General features: G+C 40.4%; 17 protein-coding genes. 11 read left to right on the top strand and 6 right to left on the bottom strand.

The window, feature by feature from the left end:
- Positions 1-83: 83 nt before the first annotated feature.
- Complete coding sequence (gene glnS, locus ACJZU6_RS11690; RefSeq protein WP_327765773.1) at positions 84-1,748, top strand: glutamine--tRNA ligase; 1,665 nt, start codon at positions 84-86, stop codon at positions 1,746-1,748.
- 77 nt (positions 1,749-1,825) lie between these two features.
- Here glnS and ACJZU6_RS11685 read toward each other — a convergent pair whose 3' ends face one another.
- The 4 genes from ACJZU6_RS11685 to ACJZU6_RS11670 form a co-directional block, all read right to left on the bottom strand.
- Entirely contained in the window at positions 1,826-2,866 is a 1,041-nt protein-coding gene (locus ACJZU6_RS11685) for a linear amide C-N hydrolase (protein WP_408900309.1), read from the bottom strand.
- Positions 2,867-3,038: 172 nt separating this feature from the next.
- Positions 3,039-3,485 carry a ferric iron uptake transcriptional regulator gene (fur, locus tag ACJZU6_RS11680; protein ID WP_080156859.1) on the bottom strand — a complete coding sequence of 149 codons (447 nt, stop codon included), beginning with the start codon at positions 3,483-3,485 and terminating at the stop codon, positions 3,039-3,041.
- Between the two features lie 434 nt (positions 3,486-3,919).
- Positions 3,920-4,447, bottom strand: a complete 528-nt coding sequence (fldA, locus tag ACJZU6_RS11675; RefSeq protein WP_045072059.1) for a flavodoxin FldA — start codon at positions 4,445-4,447, stop codon at positions 3,920-3,922.
- A 352-nt stretch (positions 4,448-4,799) separates the two neighbouring features.
- The gene (locus ACJZU6_RS11670) at positions 4,800-5,564 is read right to left on the bottom strand and encodes an alpha/beta fold hydrolase (protein ID WP_107275353.1); all 765 of its coding nucleotides are present in this window, start codon (positions 5,562-5,564) and stop codon (positions 4,800-4,802) included.
- A gap of 104 nt (positions 5,565-5,668) precedes the next feature.
- Between ACJZU6_RS11670 and seqA the strand changes: the two genes are divergently transcribed.
- Together seqA and pgm are read left to right on the top strand one after the other, a co-directional pair.
- Positions 5,669-6,211 carry a replication initiation negative regulator SeqA gene (gene seqA, locus ACJZU6_RS11665; RefSeq protein WP_080157181.1) on the top strand — a complete coding sequence of 181 codons (543 nt, stop codon included), beginning with the start codon at positions 5,669-5,671 and terminating at the stop codon, positions 6,209-6,211.
- 30 nt (positions 6,212-6,241) lie between these two features.
- Positions 6,242-7,888: a phosphoglucomutase (alpha-D-glucose-1,6-bisphosphate-dependent) gene (gene pgm, locus ACJZU6_RS11660; protein WP_408900308.1), complete on the top strand. Its 1,647-nt coding sequence runs from the start codon at positions 6,242-6,244 to the stop codon at positions 7,886-7,888.
- 83 nt (positions 7,889-7,971) lie between these two features.
- Here pgm and ACJZU6_RS11655 read toward each other — a convergent pair whose 3' ends face one another.
- Positions 7,972-8,757: a DUF1853 family protein gene (locus ACJZU6_RS11655; protein ID WP_107275354.1), complete on the bottom strand. Its 786-nt coding sequence runs from the start codon at positions 8,755-8,757 to the stop codon at positions 7,972-7,974.
- 126 nt (positions 8,758-8,883) lie between these two features.
- Here ACJZU6_RS11655 and ACJZU6_RS11650 point away from each other — a divergent pair, with 126 nt between their 5' ends.
- Entirely contained in the window at positions 8,884-9,087 is a 204-nt protein-coding gene (locus ACJZU6_RS11650; RefSeq protein WP_080156855.1) for a DUF2517 family protein, read from the top strand.
- A gap of 185 nt (positions 9,088-9,272) precedes the next feature.
- On the top strand, positions 9,273-10,031 hold the full coding sequence (locus tag ACJZU6_RS11645; protein WP_080156854.1) for a Nif3-like dinuclear metal center hexameric protein: 759 nt from the start codon (positions 9,273-9,275) through the stop codon (positions 10,029-10,031).
- 118 nt (positions 10,032-10,149) lie between these two features.
- Here the strand turns inward: ACJZU6_RS11645 and ACJZU6_RS11640 are convergent, their stop codons facing one another.
- A complete protein-coding gene (locus ACJZU6_RS11640; protein ID WP_080156853.1) occupies positions 10,150-11,439 on the bottom strand; it encodes a citrate synthase in 1,290 nt (429 codons plus the stop codon).
- A 380-nt stretch (positions 11,440-11,819) separates the two neighbouring features.
- Between ACJZU6_RS11640 and sdhC the strand changes: the two genes are divergently transcribed.
- The 6 genes from sdhC to odhB all read left to right on the top strand — a co-directional run bounded on the left by sdhC (position 11,820) and on the right by odhB (position 19,254).
- Entirely contained in the window at positions 11,820-12,230 is a 411-nt protein-coding gene (sdhC, locus tag ACJZU6_RS11635) for a succinate dehydrogenase cytochrome b556 subunit (RefSeq protein WP_408900307.1), read from the top strand.
- On the top strand, positions 12,224-12,571 hold the full coding sequence (gene sdhD / locus ACJZU6_RS11630; protein WP_080156851.1) for a succinate dehydrogenase, hydrophobic membrane anchor protein: 348 nt from the start codon (positions 12,224-12,226) through the stop codon (positions 12,569-12,571). Before sdhC ends, sdhD begins: the two co-directional genes overlap by 7 nt.
- Entirely contained in the window at positions 12,571-14,337 is a 1,767-nt protein-coding gene (gene sdhA, locus ACJZU6_RS11625) for a succinate dehydrogenase flavoprotein subunit (RefSeq protein WP_080156850.1), read from the top strand. The genes sdhD and sdhA overlap by 1 nt, the downstream gene beginning before the upstream one ends.
- 15 nt (positions 14,338-14,352) lie before the next feature.
- Positions 14,353-15,066 (top strand): succinate dehydrogenase iron-sulfur subunit, encoded by a 714-nt coding sequence (locus tag ACJZU6_RS11620; protein WP_080156849.1) that lies wholly within the window; start codon positions 14,353-14,355, stop codon positions 15,064-15,066.
- A gap of 109 nt (positions 15,067-15,175) precedes the next feature.
- Positions 15,176-18,007 (top strand): 2-oxoglutarate dehydrogenase E1 component, encoded by a 2,832-nt coding sequence (gene sucA, locus ACJZU6_RS11615; protein WP_080156848.1) that lies wholly within the window; start codon positions 15,176-15,178, stop codon positions 18,005-18,007.
- 26 nt (positions 18,008-18,033) lie between these two features.
- Positions 18,034-19,254, top strand: a complete 1,221-nt coding sequence (gene odhB, locus ACJZU6_RS11610; RefSeq protein WP_080156847.1) for a 2-oxoglutarate dehydrogenase complex dihydrolipoyllysine-residue succinyltransferase — start codon at positions 18,034-18,036, stop codon at positions 19,252-19,254.
- The last annotated feature ends 141 nt before the right edge of the window (positions 19,255-19,395 follow it).

Raw genomic sequence — 19,395 nt, 5'->3', positions numbered from 1 at the left:
CATTGAGGTATAGTGTAAAGTCATAGTTCATATTGATGAACTGTACATAATTCTCAATCCTGTAAGTACACGAGGTGTAATAGATGAGTGAATCTGAAGCTCGTCCAACTAACTTTATCCGTCAAATCATTGATACGGATTTAGCAAGTGGCAAACATACAAGCATACATACCCGATTCCCGCCAGAACCAAATGGTTATCTGCATATCGGTCATGCGAAATCTATTTGTTTGAACTTCGGTATTGCTCAGGACTATCAGGGTCAATGTAACTTACGTTTCGATGACACCAACCCTGAGAAAGAAGACATCGAATATGTTGAGTCTATTAAAAACGATGTTAACTGGTTAGGCTTTGAGTGGAGTGGTGAGATTTGTTATTCATCAAACTACTTTGATCAGCTTCACGGGTTTGCCATTGAATTAATTAATAAAGGCTTAGCATATGTTGATGAGCTAAGTCCTGAGCAAATGCGCGAATACCGCGGTACGTTAACGCAAGCGGGTAAACATAGTCCTTACCGCGATCGTAGTGTCGAAGAAAACTTAGCCTTATTTGAAAAAATGAAGAACGGCGAAGTTGAAGAAGGCAAAATGTGTCTACGTGCGAAAATCGACATGGCATCACCGTTTATGGTTATGCGTGATCCGGTTATTTACCGCGTTCGTTTTGCAAATCACCACCAGACGGGTGATAAGTGGTGCATTTACCCAATGTACGACTTTACGCATTGTATTTCTGATGCGTTAGAAGGCATTACGCATTCTATTTGTACGCTTGAGTTCATGGATAACCGTCGTTTATACGATTGGGTTCTTGAAAATATCACTATTGATTGCACACCACATCAGTATGAGTTTAGTCGTCTAAACCTTGAATATACTGTGATGTCTAAGCGTAAACTAAACCAACTTGTGACCGATAAACTTGTTAACGGTTGGGATGATCCACGTATGCCAACAATTTCTGGTTTACGTCGTCGCGGCTTTACACCGGGCTCTATGCGTGAATTCTGTAAGCGTATTGGTGTAACTAAGCAAGACAATACCATTGAAATTAGCTCACTAGAATCTTGTATTCGTGATGATCTAAATGAAAATGCACCTCGTGCAATGGCGGTTCTAGATCCCGTTAAAGTTGTGATTGAAAACTTTGATGGTGAGTCTGAAACATTAATGGTTGCTAATCACCCGAATAAACCAGAAATGGGTACGCGTGAAGTGCCATTTAGCCGTGAACTTTACATTGAGCGTGAAGACTTCCGCGAAGAAGCGAACAAGAAGTATAAGCGTTTAGTATTAGGTAAAGAAGTACGTCTACGTGGTGCATACGTGATTCAAGCTGAGCGTATTGAAAAAGACGCTGAAGGTAATATCACGACTATTTACTGTACTTACGATAAAGACACGCTAGGTAAAAACCCAGCTGACGGTCGTAAAGTGAAAGGTGTTATTCACTGGGTATCTGCACAAGCAGGTATTCCAGCAGAAATTCGTTTATACGATCGTCTATTTACTGTGCCAAATCCAGGTGCTGCAGAAGATTTCGTATCAGTGATTAACCCTGAATCGCTAACGGTATTGCACGGTTTTGTTGAGCCAGCATTGGTTGCAGCAGAAGCTGAAAAAGCATACCAGTTTGAGCGTATGGGCTATTTCTGTGCTGATAACAAAGATTCAAGTGCAGATCACCTAGTATTTAACCGTACTGTAGGTCTACGTGATACTTGGGCAAAAATTGGTGACTAATTAGTCGTTAATGTTTGCTAAAAAGCGCCTATTTCAGTAATGGAATAGGCGCTTTTTTTATGTCGTTAGGGTGTCAATTATTTACTTGAGGCAATGATATTTTGAGTAATGTCGCCGGCTAATTCATTATTAACAATATTAAATTTTATCAGCTTTTGTGATTGCTGAATCGCTTTAACGTCGTAGTTAAATTGGGCGTAAATATTTCCCCATTGATAACGAATAAATGTTTGGCCTGATTGTAAATGGGTATTGATTGTATATTCCGTGGCATAGCCTGCCATTTTGCCATTAACTGGGCGGTTTGGTGCATCGTGAGGAATACGGAATACAGTAGAATCTAGCTTAAGAATGCCATTTATAATGCTGGTTGGTTGTTTCAAGTGCTTTGAAAAGTATGTGGCATGAACAAAACGATCTTCAGGATTTGTATTACCCCCCGTTCCTAAGTTTGTTTGGCTCCATTGCGCATCTTGTTCTCCCCAGCCACGTGCTGAGCGTTGAATATTTGCAAGGTGTTGAGCATAACCTGGTTGATTTGTCATTACGGTGTATTGTCTACCATGCCAAATTTGTGGTTTGCCATCGCGCCATTCAATAATTGCACTATCACCGGTTGGATCTTGAACTGAAATATGAAGTGCAATCCGTACTGGAATGCCTTTGATAAGCTCTTCAATCGGTGGTGTATCTTTGATGGCTGCTACTAATTCATTAACGTCTTTATATTGTGATAATAGGTGACGTAAGTACGTTATTGCCCCTGCTTTTTGTTGCGGGTCTGATTTACCTAAATCCATCTCGGCATCATAAAGAACATTTCCGCTTAATCCTTGTGAATTAATACCATCCATAACAATGCCATAGGCGGTTATTCCGGTAACGGCATATTTAGCATTAACATTATTTAATTGACTTAAATGGGTGGAATATTCAGAGCCTTGAGGGAAATTGACTAATGTCGGTTGGGTTGATTCTGACCAGTCCATGGTACGAGCAACAAAGGTACCTTGATCTTGAGTTTGCCATAAAACACGAGTGCAGGCATTGGCAACCGATGACATAGAGCCTAAAGATAAAGCAGTGATTAGAGCGACAGTTAATGAATTCGATTTCATGATTAATTCCCTATATAAGTAACTAACTGATATATATGTAATTAACCATTATTTGTCACGCAATCAATTGTAACGTTATTTGAATCGTGATGTGGGTCGCGACAAAGATTGAGTGATAAAAAAACCAGTGATACTGATCACTGGTTTTTAGGGCGAAAATAACTAGTCATTGTTATTTTTCGTCGTGTAACGTTTCATCGGCATTACAATCGCCATCCATGCAATGACCGTATAGGTACAAGCTATGGTTTGTTAAACGAACATTGTAGCGTGCCGCGATGTCTTTCTGGCGTTGCTCAATCATTTCGTCTGAAAATTCAATTACTTTACCACAATCAAGACAAACGAGATGATCATGATGATGTTGAGTGGCTAATTCGAATACCGATTTACCACCTTCAAAATGGTGACGAGTTACAATGCCTGCATCATCAAATTGGTTAAGGACACGGTAAACGGTCGCAAGGCCAATTTCTTCACCGATATCGATGAGTTTTTTATACAGGTCTTCAGCACTGATGTGTTGGCAATCAGGTTGTTGAAGCACTTCTAAAATCTTAAGACGAGGAAGTGTTACTTTAAGACCAGCTTGCTTTAGCGCGTGATTATTATCTGACATCCGATTTTCCTGTTGGCTAGCTGCAAAAATGTTGCAGTAGTCTTTCTCATATAGATTCATTATAAGTGACGCAACGATAACAATAAACCTTAAAAGGTCAGTTATCTAGCAGAAGTGTTACTTTTATTTTTCTTGTCGATTTGTAACGAAAATGTAAATAAATGCCTCATCATACCAGTTTATATAGTGTGTTGTCTTGTTTGATTACTATAAGGTAAGTTTGGTTAAGCTGTCGTTAAACTTATGGTTTTTATTTTTAGGGTTTAGCCATTGAATGAGCGAATTGATAAATTTTTGTTATCGTTGATTACTATTGAAATTATAGCGGTAGGTAAGAATATGTAGCGGAATGTTATTGTCTGAAGCCGTAATATATTTGATAAAAATAAAAAACGCGCCATTAAAGCGCGTTCTTATTGGATTGCTGCTAGTGATTAGTCAGCAAGTTCAGCTAGGCACATTTCATCAAAGATTTGATTAACCCATTGCTCAACACGTGGTGCTGTTAGCTCTGGTTGACGGTCTTCATCAATACATAAGCCAACGAAGTTTGCATCATCAACTAATGCTTTTGATGCTTCAAACTCATAACCAGCAGTTGAGAAATTACCAACAATTGTGCCGCCTTTACTTTCAACGATGTCACGCACAGTGCCCATCGCATCACAGAAGTATTCTGCGTAATCTTCTTGGTCACCACAACCAAAGATAGCCACAAGTTTAGTTGAAAAATCAACTTGCTCTAGCTCTGGGAAAAAGTCATCCCAATCACACTGTGGTTCACCATAATACCAAGTAGGAATACCTAGTAGTATCAGATCAAAGTTGTCGATATCTTCTTTACTACTTTTCGCGATATCTTTTACTTCAACTAGCTTGCTACCTAGTTGCTTCTGAATCATTTTAGCGACAGCTTCGGTATTACCGGTGTCGCTACCAAAGAAGAGTCCAACGCTCGCCATAGTAGATATTACCCATATTAAATTGTTAACTGCTTTTGGGCAGTTTACAGAAATCAGTATAAACGACACAATGATAATTACTTTTTGATGGCGATTTGATGTTTTTTCGCCCAAATATCATCATTGTTTATTGTAGCCCTACATCATAAGGGCATGATAGCTCATAGTTAATGACGTTAGCTTACTTAGTGGTCGCTTTCATTGCATTACTCTAGAGCAGAAGATAGCAATAAGTCTTATCGGATTGCTATCAAACCTTTACGGACTATATCACAGTAGAGTAAGGGATTTAATAGTTAGTCCTGTAGTCTACTGTAGTTAACCATCAATTATAATGGCGTATTATTTTAGTTTATTGGTCCAAAAATTGATTAATAATTCGATTAACCGTTTCGGATTTCTCCGCATGAAGCCAATGACCTGTATTCGCTACCACATGTGCTTTGGCGTTTGGAAACTGTGCCATGATCGCATCACGGTATTGAGGTTCAATATAATCAGAGAGTTGACCTTTGATAAATAAAGTTTTACCTGTGAATGGTTGCGAAGCTGGGTGCCAGCCCATGATTGTGGCGTAATTAGCAATTAAGCCTTCAACATTAAATCGCCATTGGTAACCTGTTTCTGTTTTTACTAACGATTTTAATAAAAACTGTCGTACGCCAGCATCATTGATAAAACGTGCTAAATACTGTTCTGCTTCACTGCGTTTAGTGATTAAATGACGATTAACTTCACGTAAGCCATCAAATACGTTTTGATGACGGTGGCCTTGATAGGCGACGGGAGCCATATCGAGAACAACGAGGTGATGGATACGTTGAGGGATTAAGGCCGTTAATGCCATCGCAACTTTAGCACCCATTGAATGCCCAACCACATCAAACTGTTCAATGGCTAAATGATCAAGCGTATCAATAATATCTTGAGCAAGATCTTGATAGCTGAATAGATCGTTGTGCGGAGATAAACCATGGTTACGAAGATCGACGCTGATCACGTGATAATGATGTTTTAATTCTCGGGCTAAAAGACCAAGATTATCTGCGCTGCCGAACAAACCATGGATCAAAACGATCGTTTTACCCTTGCCCTCAGCACGAAAATGAAGATTCACTGGCTATTTTCTCTAGTTAGGTGTGGTATTTACCATAGAGTATAACCTCGGATCAGGCTATAATCGTACCCAGAATTTTAAACGGAATGATAATGAATAATACCATGAAGACTATTGAGGTAGACGAAGAGCTATATCGTTATATCGCTAGCCAAACTCAACATATTGGTGAAAGCGCTTCTGATATTTTACGTCGCTTGCTTATGGTGCCAGAAGAGCAATTGCAGCAACCTGCAGTTGTGATGCCTGTTCGTCCTAAAGGCATTGTTGTGAGCAGAGATGCTGGTAATGAGCCGACCATAGATCGCGTTAAAGAAATGCGTACTGTGTTAATTTCAGATGAATTTGCGGCACAAGAAAAAGCCATTGGCCGTTTTATGCTGATCTTATCTTCTCTTTATCGTATTGATGCTGACGGTTTCGCTGAAGCAGCGGCAATTAAAGGACGTACACGCGTTTATTTTGCCCATGATGAAGAAACATTGCTCACCAGTGGTAAAACAACAAAACCTAAAGCTATCCCAACCACTCCATTTTGGGTGATCACAAATACTAATACCGACAGAAAGCGTCAAATGATTGACCAATTAATGACGAAGATGGGGTTTAGTTCTGATATTATTGATAAAGTTTGTGGTGAAATTTAATCACTATTGAGTTTTTACAAGGATAAGACAATGGCAATCCATCCACGTGCGGGTCAACGCGCTCAGCAAGAAGATATGCATAATATTCCAGCACTAGTTGCTAATTATTTTCTGATTGAGCCAACTATTACTGATCCGCTACAAAAGGTAGCATTTGGTACTTCTGGACATCGTGGTACTGCTGATAAAGGTACTTTTAATCAGCATCATATTTGGGCTATTGCTCAAGCGATTGCTGAAGTTCGTCTAGCAAATGGTTTAACTGGACCGCTATTTTTAGGTAAGGATACTCATGCTTTATCTGAGCCAGCGTTCACTTCAACATTAGAAGTGCTAGTAGCGAATAACGTGAAAGTAGTAGTACAAGAAGGGTTAGGTTACACACCAACGCCTGGCATTTCTCATGCTATTCTTTGCCACAATAAAGCACATGCAGATAAAGCAGACGGCATTGTCATTACTCCATCGCATAATCCACCACAAGATGGCGGTATTAAGTATAACCCTGTTCATGGTGGTCCAGCTGAAAGTGAGTTAACTACTGCTATTGAGCAACGTGCAAATGATATTATTGCGAATGGTATGGTTGACATAAAGCGTGTGTCAATTGCTGACGCTTTTGCTTCTGAACTTGTTGTACAACAAGATTTAGTGGCACCTTATGTTGCTGATTTAGCAAATGTTATTGATATTGAAGCAATTCAAAAAGCAAACTTAAAGCTAGGTGTTGATCCACTTGGTGGTTCTGGTATCGAATACTGGCGTCAGATTGCTCAATATTATGCATTAGACCTAACATTAGTAAATGAATCTATCGATCCATCGTTCCGTTTCATGTCATTAGATAAAGACGGTGTTGTACGTATGGACTGTTCATCACCTTATGCTATGGCAGGTTTACTTGCTTATAAAGATAACTATGATTTAGCGTTTGGTAATGACCCTGATTACGATCGTCACGGTATCGTAACACCTGCTGGTTTGATGAATCCTAATCATTACCTTGCCGTTTGTATCGATTATTTATTCCGTCACCGTAGTGAGTGGAGTAAAAATGTTGCTGTTGGTAAAACATTAGTATCAAGTGCATTAATTGACCGTGTTGTTGCAGCACTAGGTCGTGAATTAGTTGAAGTGCCTGTTGGCTTTAAATGGTTTGTTGATGGCTTATACAACGGTACTTTGGGCTTTGGCGGCGAAGAAAGTGCGGGAGCTTCTTTCTTACGTAAAGATGGTACGCCTTGGTCAACCGATAAAGACGGTATTCTTTTGTGTCTACTTGCTGCAGAAATTACAGCGGTAACAGGTAAGAACCCACAACAATACTACGATGAACTTGCTGCTAAATTCGGTAGTTCAGAATATGCACGCTTACAAGCTGTTGCTAATAAAGAACAAAAAGCAGTGTTAAGCAAGTTATCTCCAGAAATGGTTGCTGCTGAAACATTGGCAGGCGAACCTATTCTTGCTCGACTAACACATGCTCCAGGTAATGGTGCAGCGATTGGTGGCTTGAAAGTAACGACCGAAAACGGTTGGTTTGCAGCTCGCCCATCGGGTACAGAAGATATCTATAAAATTTATTGTGAAAGCTTTAAAGGTAAAGAGCATCTAGCCCTTATCGAAAAAGAAGCACAAGATATTGTAAGTAAAGTCTTTAGTGATGCTGGTTTATAATAACTTAGCGCCATAACGGATAATACATTCGAAAAACGCCCTAATTACTCTCTTCATTATTGAAAGAGTATTAGGGCGTTTTTTTATAGCTCACGATTATGCTGAGGCCAATGGTTTGGCACAATAAACCAAACGGTATCATTATTATCGACTGCTTGCGTCGGTACCATAATTTGAGTGATATCAAGTGTTGTTGTTAATTGAGAAAAAGAGGGGGGCGCAATCCATTGTCGTTTTTCTAATGCGCGCAAAGTCAGTGCTGATGCTTGTGAACAATAACACCAATGACCTTTGAGGCTGGTGGGGTTTATTACCATAGCGGAGCCTGATTGAGCCTCTGGCCACGCATTAAATAAGCGGCCTTGCATAATTAATCGACGCTGTGTTGGCAGAGGATAGTCGAGATGGCTAAAGGCAGGGTGGGTAGTTAATTGGAGTTGATGATTCCGCATTCTATTTGTTTTTTTATCTAAATTATCGTTAGCGTTTGGACCCGGCCATTGGTGCTGGAAGCTTAAATAAAATTTGATAGCGACTTCCCAATGTTCAATTTCATTATTGCCATGGTTATGGACTAAAAAATCAATGGCACCGACAGTCTGGTGTTGCCACTGTAATTGAATTTCTTCACCAATAAGGCTGTAATCGGGATGATGGATAATTAACTGTTGCCATAACCATTGATAATAAAAGCCTAAACGTGTATTACCGTGGTAATGAACATTGGTTGGAATAATAGCCTTTTTTGAAAATTGGTGTAGCCATTGGTTACTCATCGCGTAATCACAGGTGGTCACAAGATTAGGCATCGTCAATAACATATGAAAGTCAGCCGTTGTTTGATGATAAAAATCATGATTCTGTAACATATTGACATATTCCTTAAGGTAAACGTTTTCTTTATTGTTATTGGCTAATCATTGACCTGATTTCTGTAGTATTCATTCATTTATTGGATTAAAGTACCAATAGGTTTATAAAAGCAGGAGCTAGCAATGTACACTCAATTTTCTATGGCGAATATTATCTCTCGTCGTATTTATACGATTTTATTAGGTTTCGTCTGTTTCCCGGTGCTGCTTTTTATTCCTATTAATAAACGTACACGGTTTACGAGTTATATGTACCGCTGCTGGTCACAGACGAGCACGAAACCATTATGGTTGTCACGACTTGAACATGGTACTTCACGTCGTTAGCTGATTTATTTAGTATGACAATTTGTTGTTGAAAAAGCTGCCAATGGCGGCTTTTTTTGTATTTATAATAAGATAAGCATTGTGAGTGATTGATGTTGTTGATTGAGATTGTCACTAAAGGCTGATATTTTTTGAATAAGATGTTGTAGAGTCAATAGCATAACGTTATTAAAAAAGGTTGGACAATGAATAATCTTAAATTAGAAGCTTTGTTAAATGATTTTTTATCACCACAATTGATGAAAGATTATTGTCCTAATGGATTACAAGTAGAAGGTAAGACTGAGGTCAACAAGGTCATCACTGGGGTTACTGCTTGTCAGGCATTGATTGATCGTGCAATTGCCGAACATGCAGATGCTATTCTCGTTCATCATGGTTTTTTCTGGAAAGGTGAGGCTGCTGAAATTCGAGGAATGAAGTATCGTCGTATTAAGGCTTTGATTGAAAATGGAATTAATCTTTATGCCTATCATTTACCGCTTGATGTTCATTCGCAGGTGGGGAATAACGTTCAGTTAGCGCAGCGTCTTGGATTAGATATTAGTGGTGGATTAGAAATTAATAACCCTCGTTCAATTGCTATTTATGGTGAACTTGATACGCCATTAACAGGGGAAGAATTTGCAGCGCGTATTGCGATGGCATTGCAACGTGAACCACTACATATTGGTGATAATGCACCCGCTTTAATCAAAAAAGTTGGTTGGTGTACTGGTGGTGGTCAAGATTATATTGAACTTGCGGTAGAGCAAGGTTGTGATGCGTTTATTTCTGGTGAAGTATCAGAGCGTACAACCCATATTGCACGTGAACTTGGTATTCATTATTTTGCCGCTGGGCACCATGCAACAGAACGTTATGGGGTTAAAGCATTAGGTGAATGGCTAGCGAAAGAACATGGTTGTGATGTTGAATTTATTGATATCAATAACCCAGTGTAACTAATTACTTTGATATAATTGGTAATTATACTGTTGTTTTTTAAGTGTAAAAAAGGTTGAGCTTTAGTCTCAACCTTTTTATTTTCTCGAACCTCGAACCTCGAACCTCGAACCTCAGTTACTCACGTTCATGGAGAGGTTTAAACTCTCGTTGTGAATAACCCGTATAAAGCTGACGTGGACGACCAATTCGATTCGTTGGATCACTGTGCATTTCGTTCCAATGCGCAATCCAACCAATAACACGTGACATCGCAAAAATAACCGTAAACATTGATACTGGAATACCAATCGCTTTGAGAATAATACCCGAATAGAAATCAACGTTCGGATATAGTTTCTTACTGACAAAATATTCATCTGACAGTGCGATACGTTCAAGTTCCATCGCTACATCAAGTAATGGATCATCAATTTTAAGTTCTTCAAGTACTTCGTGACAGGCTTCGCGCATCACTGTTGCACGTGGATCGTAGTTTTTATATACCCGATGGCCAAAGCCCATTAAACGGAATGGGTCATCTTTATCTTTGGCTCGCTCAATAAACTCAGGAATATTGTCTACGCTACCAATCTCTTCCAGCATTTTTAGACATGCTTCGTTGGCACCACCGTGAGCTGGCCCCCAAAGAGAAGCAATACCTGCTGCAATACAAGCAAATGGATTCGCACCTGAAGAGCCGGCTAAACGAACGGTTGATGTTGATGCGTTTTGTTCATGATCGGCATGAAGGGTGAAAATTTTATCCATTGCGCGTGACACAACTGGGCTGACTTCATATTCCTCACATGGCGTAGCAAACATCATATGAAGGAAGTTTTCAGCGTAATCGAGATCATTACGAGGATAAATAAAAGGCTGGCCAGTGGTGTATTTATGACACATTGAGGCCAAGGTTGGCATTTTAGACAATAATCTAAAGGCGGTTATTTCACGGTGAAGATCATTATTGATATCTAATGAATCATGGTAGAACGCTGATAAAGCTCCGACGACGCCACACATAATTGCCATTGGGTGGGCATCACGGCGAAAGCCATGGAAGAAACTTGCGATTTGCTCATGCACCATGGTGTGGCGAGTAACTGTAGTACGAAATTGTTCATACTCAGCACGGGTAGGGACTTCACCATATAACAGAACGTAACAGACTTCTAAGTAATCAGCATTATTCGCTAATTGATCGATAGGAAAACCACGATGTAGCAGAATTCCTTTATCGCCATCAATATACGTGATTTGAGATTCACATGAGGCTGTCGCTAGAAAACCTGGATCAAATGTAAAAAAACCGTTTGCGCCTAGTTTTCGCACATCGATTACATCTTGGCCCTCTGAGCCCTCGATAATCGGCAGTTCGATAGGTGCTTTCCCTTCTATATGAAGAGTAGCTTTCTTATCTGCCATAACAATCTCCTTTGTTATTTGTAGAATCCTGAATCCGAAACGGATGTATATTTGTTGTACCGCTCGGTGAAGCAATTGTCAATTTTTGTATTCATCAATGTGCGCTTGTTAATAACTTTTCTATATTTGTACTTTTTTTGTGAACTTGGTGTGTAATATATTGTAACTGAGTTTGTTTTTGAATGTTACGCTAGGTATAGTTACGTTGATATTTGGTTGTGATATAGATGAATAGTTGTTAATAAACTGCGCAAGGAATGCGGTTGAAAGACAAAGCGATTATATTGCTCAACACTTTGCTTTTAATGGTAACGTAGCATTTTTTAACTGTTTCTTGATGGCTCACTATAGAAACAATCAGAGCGTTTAATAAAAATAAAATGCTTTTAATAAAGCTGAGTGAGCAAAATGTGAAAGTAAAGAAGTCTAGACCAGTCAATCTCAACCTACAAACTATACGCTTTCCCTTAACGGCGATCGCGTCAATTCTACACCGGGTATCGGGCGTGATTACGTTCGTTGCTGTCGCTATTTTATTATGGCTAATGAACCTGTCGTTGTCTTCTCCTGAGGGATTTACTGCTGCTGTTAGTGTGACAGATAGCGTGGTGGTTAAATTGGTGTTATGGGGAATATTAACGGCGTTGTTTTATCATCTCGTTCTGGGTATTCGCCATTTATTGATGGATTTTGGGTATTTTGAAGAAATGGAAACAGGTCTTGCTAGTACTAAGGTGAGCTTTGTTATTGTGGCGATATTATCCGTGTTTGCAGGAGTATTAGTATGGTAGCCAGTGTCTCTTCTGTTGGGCGTAACGGCGTACATGATTTTATTTTAATTCGTGCAACCGCCATTATTCTAACATTATATACCCTTTATTTAGTGGGGTTTTTTACATTTGGTCCTGAAATTACCTTTGCTTCGTGGCAAGCCTTTTTTGGGCAACTGACCACTAAAATTTTTACCCTGTTAGCCTTGGTCTCCATTTTAATTCATGCGTGGATCGGTTTATGGCAAGTGCTTACTGATTATATTAAACCCGCACTATTAAGGGTTGGCTGTCAGTTTGCTGTTGTCGCAATTCTATTTATTTACCTATTTTCAGGTTTCTTTATTGTGTGGGGTGTGTAGTGAGCATTGCTGTTCGTGAATTTGATGCCGTTGTTATCGGCGCGGGTGGTGCAGGAATGCGTGCTGCACTACAAATATCAGAGCAAGGCTTAAAATGTGCCTTGTTATCAAAAGTGTTCCCAACCCGTTCTCATACGGTGTCTGCACAAGGAGGGATCACCGTTGCCTTAGGGAATTCTCATCCTGATAATTGGCAATGGCATATGTATGATACGGTGAAAGGTTCTGATTATATTGGTGATCAGAATGCGATTGAGTATATGTGTGAAAATGGACCTAAGTCAGTTATTGAATTAGAAAAAATGGGCTTACCTTTTTCTCGATTTGATGATGGCAGTATTTATCAGCGTCCATTTGGTGGGCAATCAAAAGAATTTGGCGGAGAGCAAGCGGCGCGTACAGCGGCGGCCGCAGATCGAACCGGTCATGCATTGTTACATACCCTTTATCAGCAAAATATTAAGCATAAAACGACCATCTTTTCTGAGTGGTATGCTCTTGATTTAGTTAAAAATGAAGATGGCGTTATTCTTGGCTGTACGGCTTTGTGCATGGAAACTGGCGAAGTGTGTTATTTCAAAGCTAAAGCGACGATTTTAGCGACGGGTGGTGCGGGGCGTATTTATGCATCAACCACCAATGCTCATATTAATACGGGTGATGGTGTTGGTATGGCGTTACGCGCAGGTGTACCGATGCAAGATATGGAAATGTGGCAATTCCATCCGACGGGTATTGCAGGGGCTGGCGTATTGGTTACTGAAGGTTGTCGTGGCGAAGGTGGTTATTTACTTAACAAAGATGGTGAGCGCTTTATGGAGCGTTATGCACCAAATGCTAAAGATTTAGCTGGTCGTGATGTAGTGGCTCGCTCGATGATGGTTGAAATTCGTGAAGGACGCGGATGTGATGGTCCATGGGGGCCTCACTTGAAGTTAAAACTTGATCACTTAGGTAAAGATGTTCTTGAATCGCGCTTACCGGGTATTTGTGAATTGTCACGTACATTTGCTCATATTGATCCTGTTAAAGAGCCAATTCCTGTTATTCCAACTTGCCATTACATGATGGGTGGCGTACCGACACAAGTCTCTGGCCAAGCATTGAAACAAAATGCGAATGGGGCGGACGAAGAAATTCAAGGCTTGTTTGCTTGCGGTGAAATTGCATCAGTATCCGTGCATGGGGCTAACCGTTTAGGGGGCAATTCATTACTTGATTTAGTTGTGTTTGGACGCGCAACGGGATTGCATTTAGGTCATACATTATTGGCACAAGCTGAAGCTAAACCTGCGACAGAAGCGGATATAGAAGCCTCTCTTGCTCGTCTTAACCGTTGGAATAATACTCAAGAAGGTGAAGATCCTGTTCAAATCCGTAAAGACTTGCAGGCGTGTATGCAAAACAATTTCTCGGTATTTAGAGAAGGCGAGGCAATGGCTGCTGGCTTGGAAGAGCTGAAAGCAATTCGTGAACGTCTACAGCATGCACGATTAGATGATACTTCAACTGAGTTTAATACTCAGCGTATTGAATGTTTAGAATTAGATAACTTAATGGAAACCGCAATGGCAACAGCAATTGCCGCTAATTATCGTACTGAAAGTCGTGGTGCTCATGCGCGATTTGATTTCCCCGATCGTGATGATACTCATTGGTTATGCCATTCTATTTATAATCCAGAAACAGAAGCGATGACGAAACGTGATGTCAATATGGCGCCGATTCATCGTGAAGCGTTTCCGCCAAAAGCGCGTGTTTATTAACGGGAGATCACCACGATGAAACTGAATTTTTCAATTTACCGTTACAACCCAGATACTGATGATGTTCCTTATATGCAAGATTATCAGCTTGATGTACCTGATGGCTCAGATATGATGGTACTGGACGCATTAATTTTACTTAAAGAACAAGATGCTAGCTTGTCTTTCCGTCGCTCTTGTCGTGAGGGCGTTTGTGGTTCTGACGGTATTAATATGAACGGTAAAAATGGGTTAGCGTGTATTACACCGTTATCAGCGTTAATTAACACCAGTGCGATTGTCATTCGTCCGTTACCAGGGTTACCTGTGATACGTGATTTGATTATTGATATGGAACAGTTCTATAGTAACTACGCAAAAGTAAAGCCTTTTTTAATTGATGATGCGACAATACCGCCCGCAAGAGAAAATTTACAAGCGCCGGAAGATCGCGCTCAATTGGACGGTCTATATGAGTGTATTATGTGCGCTTGTTGTTCGACATCGTGTCCATCATTTTGGTGGAACCCTGATAAGTTTATCGGTCCTGCGGGTTTGTTAGCGGCTTATCGATGGTTAATTGATAGTCGAGATACCGCGACTGATCAACGATTATCAGAACTTGATGATGCATTTAGTGTTTTTCGTTGTCATGGCATAATGAACTGTGTAAATGTTTGTCCTAAGGGATTAAATCCGACAAAAGCGATTGGACACATAAAATCAATGCTGCTTAAACAAGCAGTTTAAAAATATCGATATGTTAGTGGTTCAATGTTAACTAAGCATTGGCCTCTAACCGTAATGCTCGGTATTAAACCGATGCCAATGGCGATAAATCAGTAGTTAAGGGAAAATAATGCAGAATAGCGTTATGAAGGCATGGCTTGAGTCTTCACATTTAGCTGGTGCCAACGCAACTTATATAGAAGATCTTTACGAGTTGTATCTTAGCGATCCAGAGTTAGTTGATACCCAATGGCGAGAGGTATTTGTTGGCTTGCCTGTCGTTAATGATATGGTTATTGAACAACCTCATTCTCGTGTGCGTGATTATTTTCGACGATTAGCAAAAGAAACCCATTTCTTAAGTGCTGTTGTTAATGATCCTGACGTTGATGCAAAACAAGTTAAAGTTTTACAGTTAATCAATGCCTACCGTTTTAGAGGTCACCAAAACGCAAATCTTGATCCATTAGGGTTATGGCAACGTGATCATGTTGCTGATCTTGATCCAGAATTTCACTCGCTAACCGCCGATGATTTCAATGAAACGTTCAATGTTGGTTCGTTTGCCATTGGTCAAGAGACCATGAAACTCAGTGAAATATATGCAGCCCTAAAAAAGACCTATTGTGGATCAATTGGTGCTGAATATATGCATATTACTGACACCGAAGAAAAGCGTTGGATTCAACAGCGACTTGAATCTGTGATGGGAACAGGATCATTTACTACCGACGAACAATTGTGCTTTCTTGATGAATTGACTGCTGCTGAAGGCCTTGAGCGCTATTTAGGTGCGAAATTCCCTGGTGCAAAGCGTTTCTCGTTAGAAGGTGGCGATGCCATGATTCCAATGATGAAAGAGTTGATTCGTCATGCGGGCTCACAAGGTGTACGTGAAGTGGTTGTGGGCATGGCTCACCGTGGCCGTTTAAATATGTTAGTTAACGTATTAGGTAAAAAGCCACAAGATCTGTTTGATGAATTCGCGGGAAAACATGGTGAGAGCTGGGGCACCGGTGATGTGAAATACCATCAAGGTTTCTCTGCTGATTTCTCAACCCCAGGCGGTGATGTACACCTTGCACTTGCTTTTAACCCATCGCATCTTGAAATTGTAAACCCTGTTGTTGTTGGTTCAGTTCGTGCTCGCCAAGATCGTTTAGGTGATGATACTGGCGATAAAGTGTTACCAATTACTATCCACGGTGACTCAGCTATTGCGGGTCAAGGCGTTGTTGCCGAAACCTTTAATATGTCTCAAGCGCGTGGTTATAGTGTTGGTGGTACGGTACGTATTGTTATCAATAACCAAGTAGGTTTCACGACTTCAAATCCTCAAGATACGCGTTCAACCGAATACTGTACTGATATAGCTAAAATGGTGCAGGCACCTATTTTTCACGTCAATGCTGATGATCCACAAGCGGTTGCTTTTGTGACTCGACTGGCGTTTGATTATCGTCATGAGTTTAAGCGTGATGTCGTGATTGATTTAGTGTGTTATCGCCGTCATGGTCATAACGAAGCTGATGAACCTAACGCTACGCAGCCATTGATGTACCAAAAAATCAAAAAACATCCGACGCCACGTAAATTGTATGCCGATTATTTAACTGACATTGGCGCGTTTGGATTAGATATCGCAACAGGTTTAGTCAATGAATATCGTGATGCATTAGATCGTGGCGAGTGTGTGGTCAAAGAATGGCGACCAATGAAATTGCACTCGGTTGATTGGGCACCATACTTAGGTCACGATTGGACTGTTGATTGGAAGAGTAAAGTTGACGAGCAGCGTTTACAAGAGTTAGGCACACGCTTATGTCAGTATCCAACCAGTCACCAATTGCAAAGTCGAGTCCAAAAAATCTATACCGACCGTTTAGCGATGATTGCAGGTGAAAAAGCCATTGACTGGGGTATGGCTGAAAATTTAGCGTATGCAACATTGGTTGATGACGGTCATCGTATTCGCATAACGGGTCAAGATTCCGGTCGAGGTACGTTTTTCCATCGTCACGCGGTGTTACACAATCAAGAAGATGCCAGTACTTATATTCCGTTAACTCATATTCATAATGGTCAAGGGCCGTTTGAAGTGATTGATTCAGTGCTATCTGAAGAAGCGGTATTAGCGTTTGAATATGGTTATGCAACCGCTGAGCCAAGTGGATTAACCATTTGGGAAGCACAATTTGGTGATTTTGCCAATGGTGCGCAAGTGGTGGTAGATCAATTTATTAGTTCTGGCGAGCAAAAATGGGGACGTATGTGTGGTTTAACCATGCTGCTGCCACATGGTTATGAAGGCCAAGGACCAGAGCATTCATCTGCACGTCTTGAACGTTATTTACAATTATGTGCTGAACAAAATATGCAAGTGGTTGTGCCGTCAACTCCAGCCCAAGTTTATCATATGATTCGACGCCAAGTTGTACGTCCAATGCGCCGTCCATTAATTGTGATGTCACCTAAGTCGTTGTTGCGTCACCCATTGTGTACCTCAACATTAGATGAACTTGCGAATGGTACTTTCTTGGCTGCAATTGGTGAAGTTGATACTTTACCTGCTCAAGATGTGCAACGTGTGGTCTTTTGTTCCGGTAAAGTGTATTACGATTTGCTAGAGCAGCGCCGTAAAAATGAACAAACAAATGTTGCCATTGTGCGGATTGAACAGCTGTATCCTTTCCCGAAAGAAGATGTTGAAGCGGCTATTGCTGACTATCAACATGTAACAGATTTCGTTTGGTGTCAGGAAGAGCCTCAAAATCAAGGTGCATGGTATTCTAGTCAACATAACTTCTATTCTGCTTTACCTGCTGGGTCATTTTTACGTTATGCCGGACGTCCTGCATCAGCGTCACCTGCGGTAGGGTATATGTCAGTGCATTTGAAACAACAAAAAGCGTTAGTTGAAGACGCATTAACTATTCAATCTCAAGACCATTCTAATAATTAGAACGAGAACAAAAGGACAATACCGATATGACAATCGAAATTCTGGTTCCTGACCTTCCGGAATCTGTTGCTGATGCAACTGTAGCCACATGGCATAAACAACCAGGTGACACTGTTACTCGTGATGAGGTCTTGGTTGATATTGAAACTGATAAAGTTGTACTTGAAGTTCCAGCCCCAGAAGATGGCATATTAGAAGCTATTTTTGAAATTGAAGGCACAACGGTATTAACCAAGCAACTGATTGGCAAAATCAAAGTTAATGCAGTTGCAGGTGAGCCAACATTAGATGTACTTGCCGATGCGGAATCATCACCAAATAAACGTAATACAGCATCGTTAAATGAAGAAAATACTGAAGCATTAAGTCCTGCTGTTCGCCGTTTATTAAGTGAACATGGTGTGGCTGCTGAAAAAGTAAAAGGTACTGGTGTTGGTGGCCGTATTACTCGTGAAGATGTTGATACTTATTTAAAAAATATTGTAGCTGTTACTGCGCCTCCGAAAACGATGGAAGCGAAAATTGAGCATGAATTACCTTTAGCGCATCGCAGTGAAAAGCGTGTACCAATGACGCGATTACGTAAGCGCGTTGCTGAACGTTTGCTGGAAGCGAAAAACAGTACTGCGATGTTAACGACATTTAATGAAGTTAATATGAAGCCTATTATGGATCTGCGTAAACAATATAAAGATGTGTTTGAGCAGCGCCATGGTATTCGTCTTGGTTTTATGTCGTTCTATGTTAAAGCGGTTGTTGAAGCATTAAAACGCTACCCTGAAGTAAATGCATCGATTGATGGTGATGACATTGTTTATCATAATTTCTTTGATATTAGCATTGCAGTCTCAACTCCACGCGGTTTAGTTACCCCTGTGTTACGAGATTGTGATAAGTTAAGTTTAGCGGAGATTGAAAAAGGTATTCGAGACTTAGCCATTAAAGGCCGTGACGGCAAATTAACGGTTGATGATCTTATTGGCGGTAATTTTACGATTACTAACGGTGGTGTATTTGGTTCATTAATGTCAACGCCAATTATTAATCCGCCACAAGCTGCAATCTTAGGTATGCATAAAATCCAAGATCGTCCAATGGCGGTTAATGGGCAGGTTGAAATTCTACCAATGATGTACCTTGCGCTGTCTTATGATCATCGTTTAGTGGATGGTCGCGAGTCAGTGGGTTATTTAGTGACAATTAAAGAATTACTTGAAGATCCAACACGTTTATTACTGGACGTATAAGCATTACATCGTTAACCGAATAAGTGCTCATTATTCGGTTAACGTTCTCCCTGTAACGGGACACAGTAAACATGGCGCAATGATGAAGAGGTATCAAAGAATATCTCAAATGGATTTAACGAGTCCCAAAGGGATAAAAAC

The sequence above is a fragment of the Photobacterium piscicola genome, assembly GCF_046058925.1.
In the GTDB taxonomy this organism is placed as follows: domain Bacteria; phylum Pseudomonadota; class Gammaproteobacteria; order Enterobacterales; family Vibrionaceae; genus Photobacterium; species Photobacterium piscicola.
Note: the sequence above shows the minus strand (reverse complement) of the source record. Positions and strands in the feature narration are given on the sequence as shown.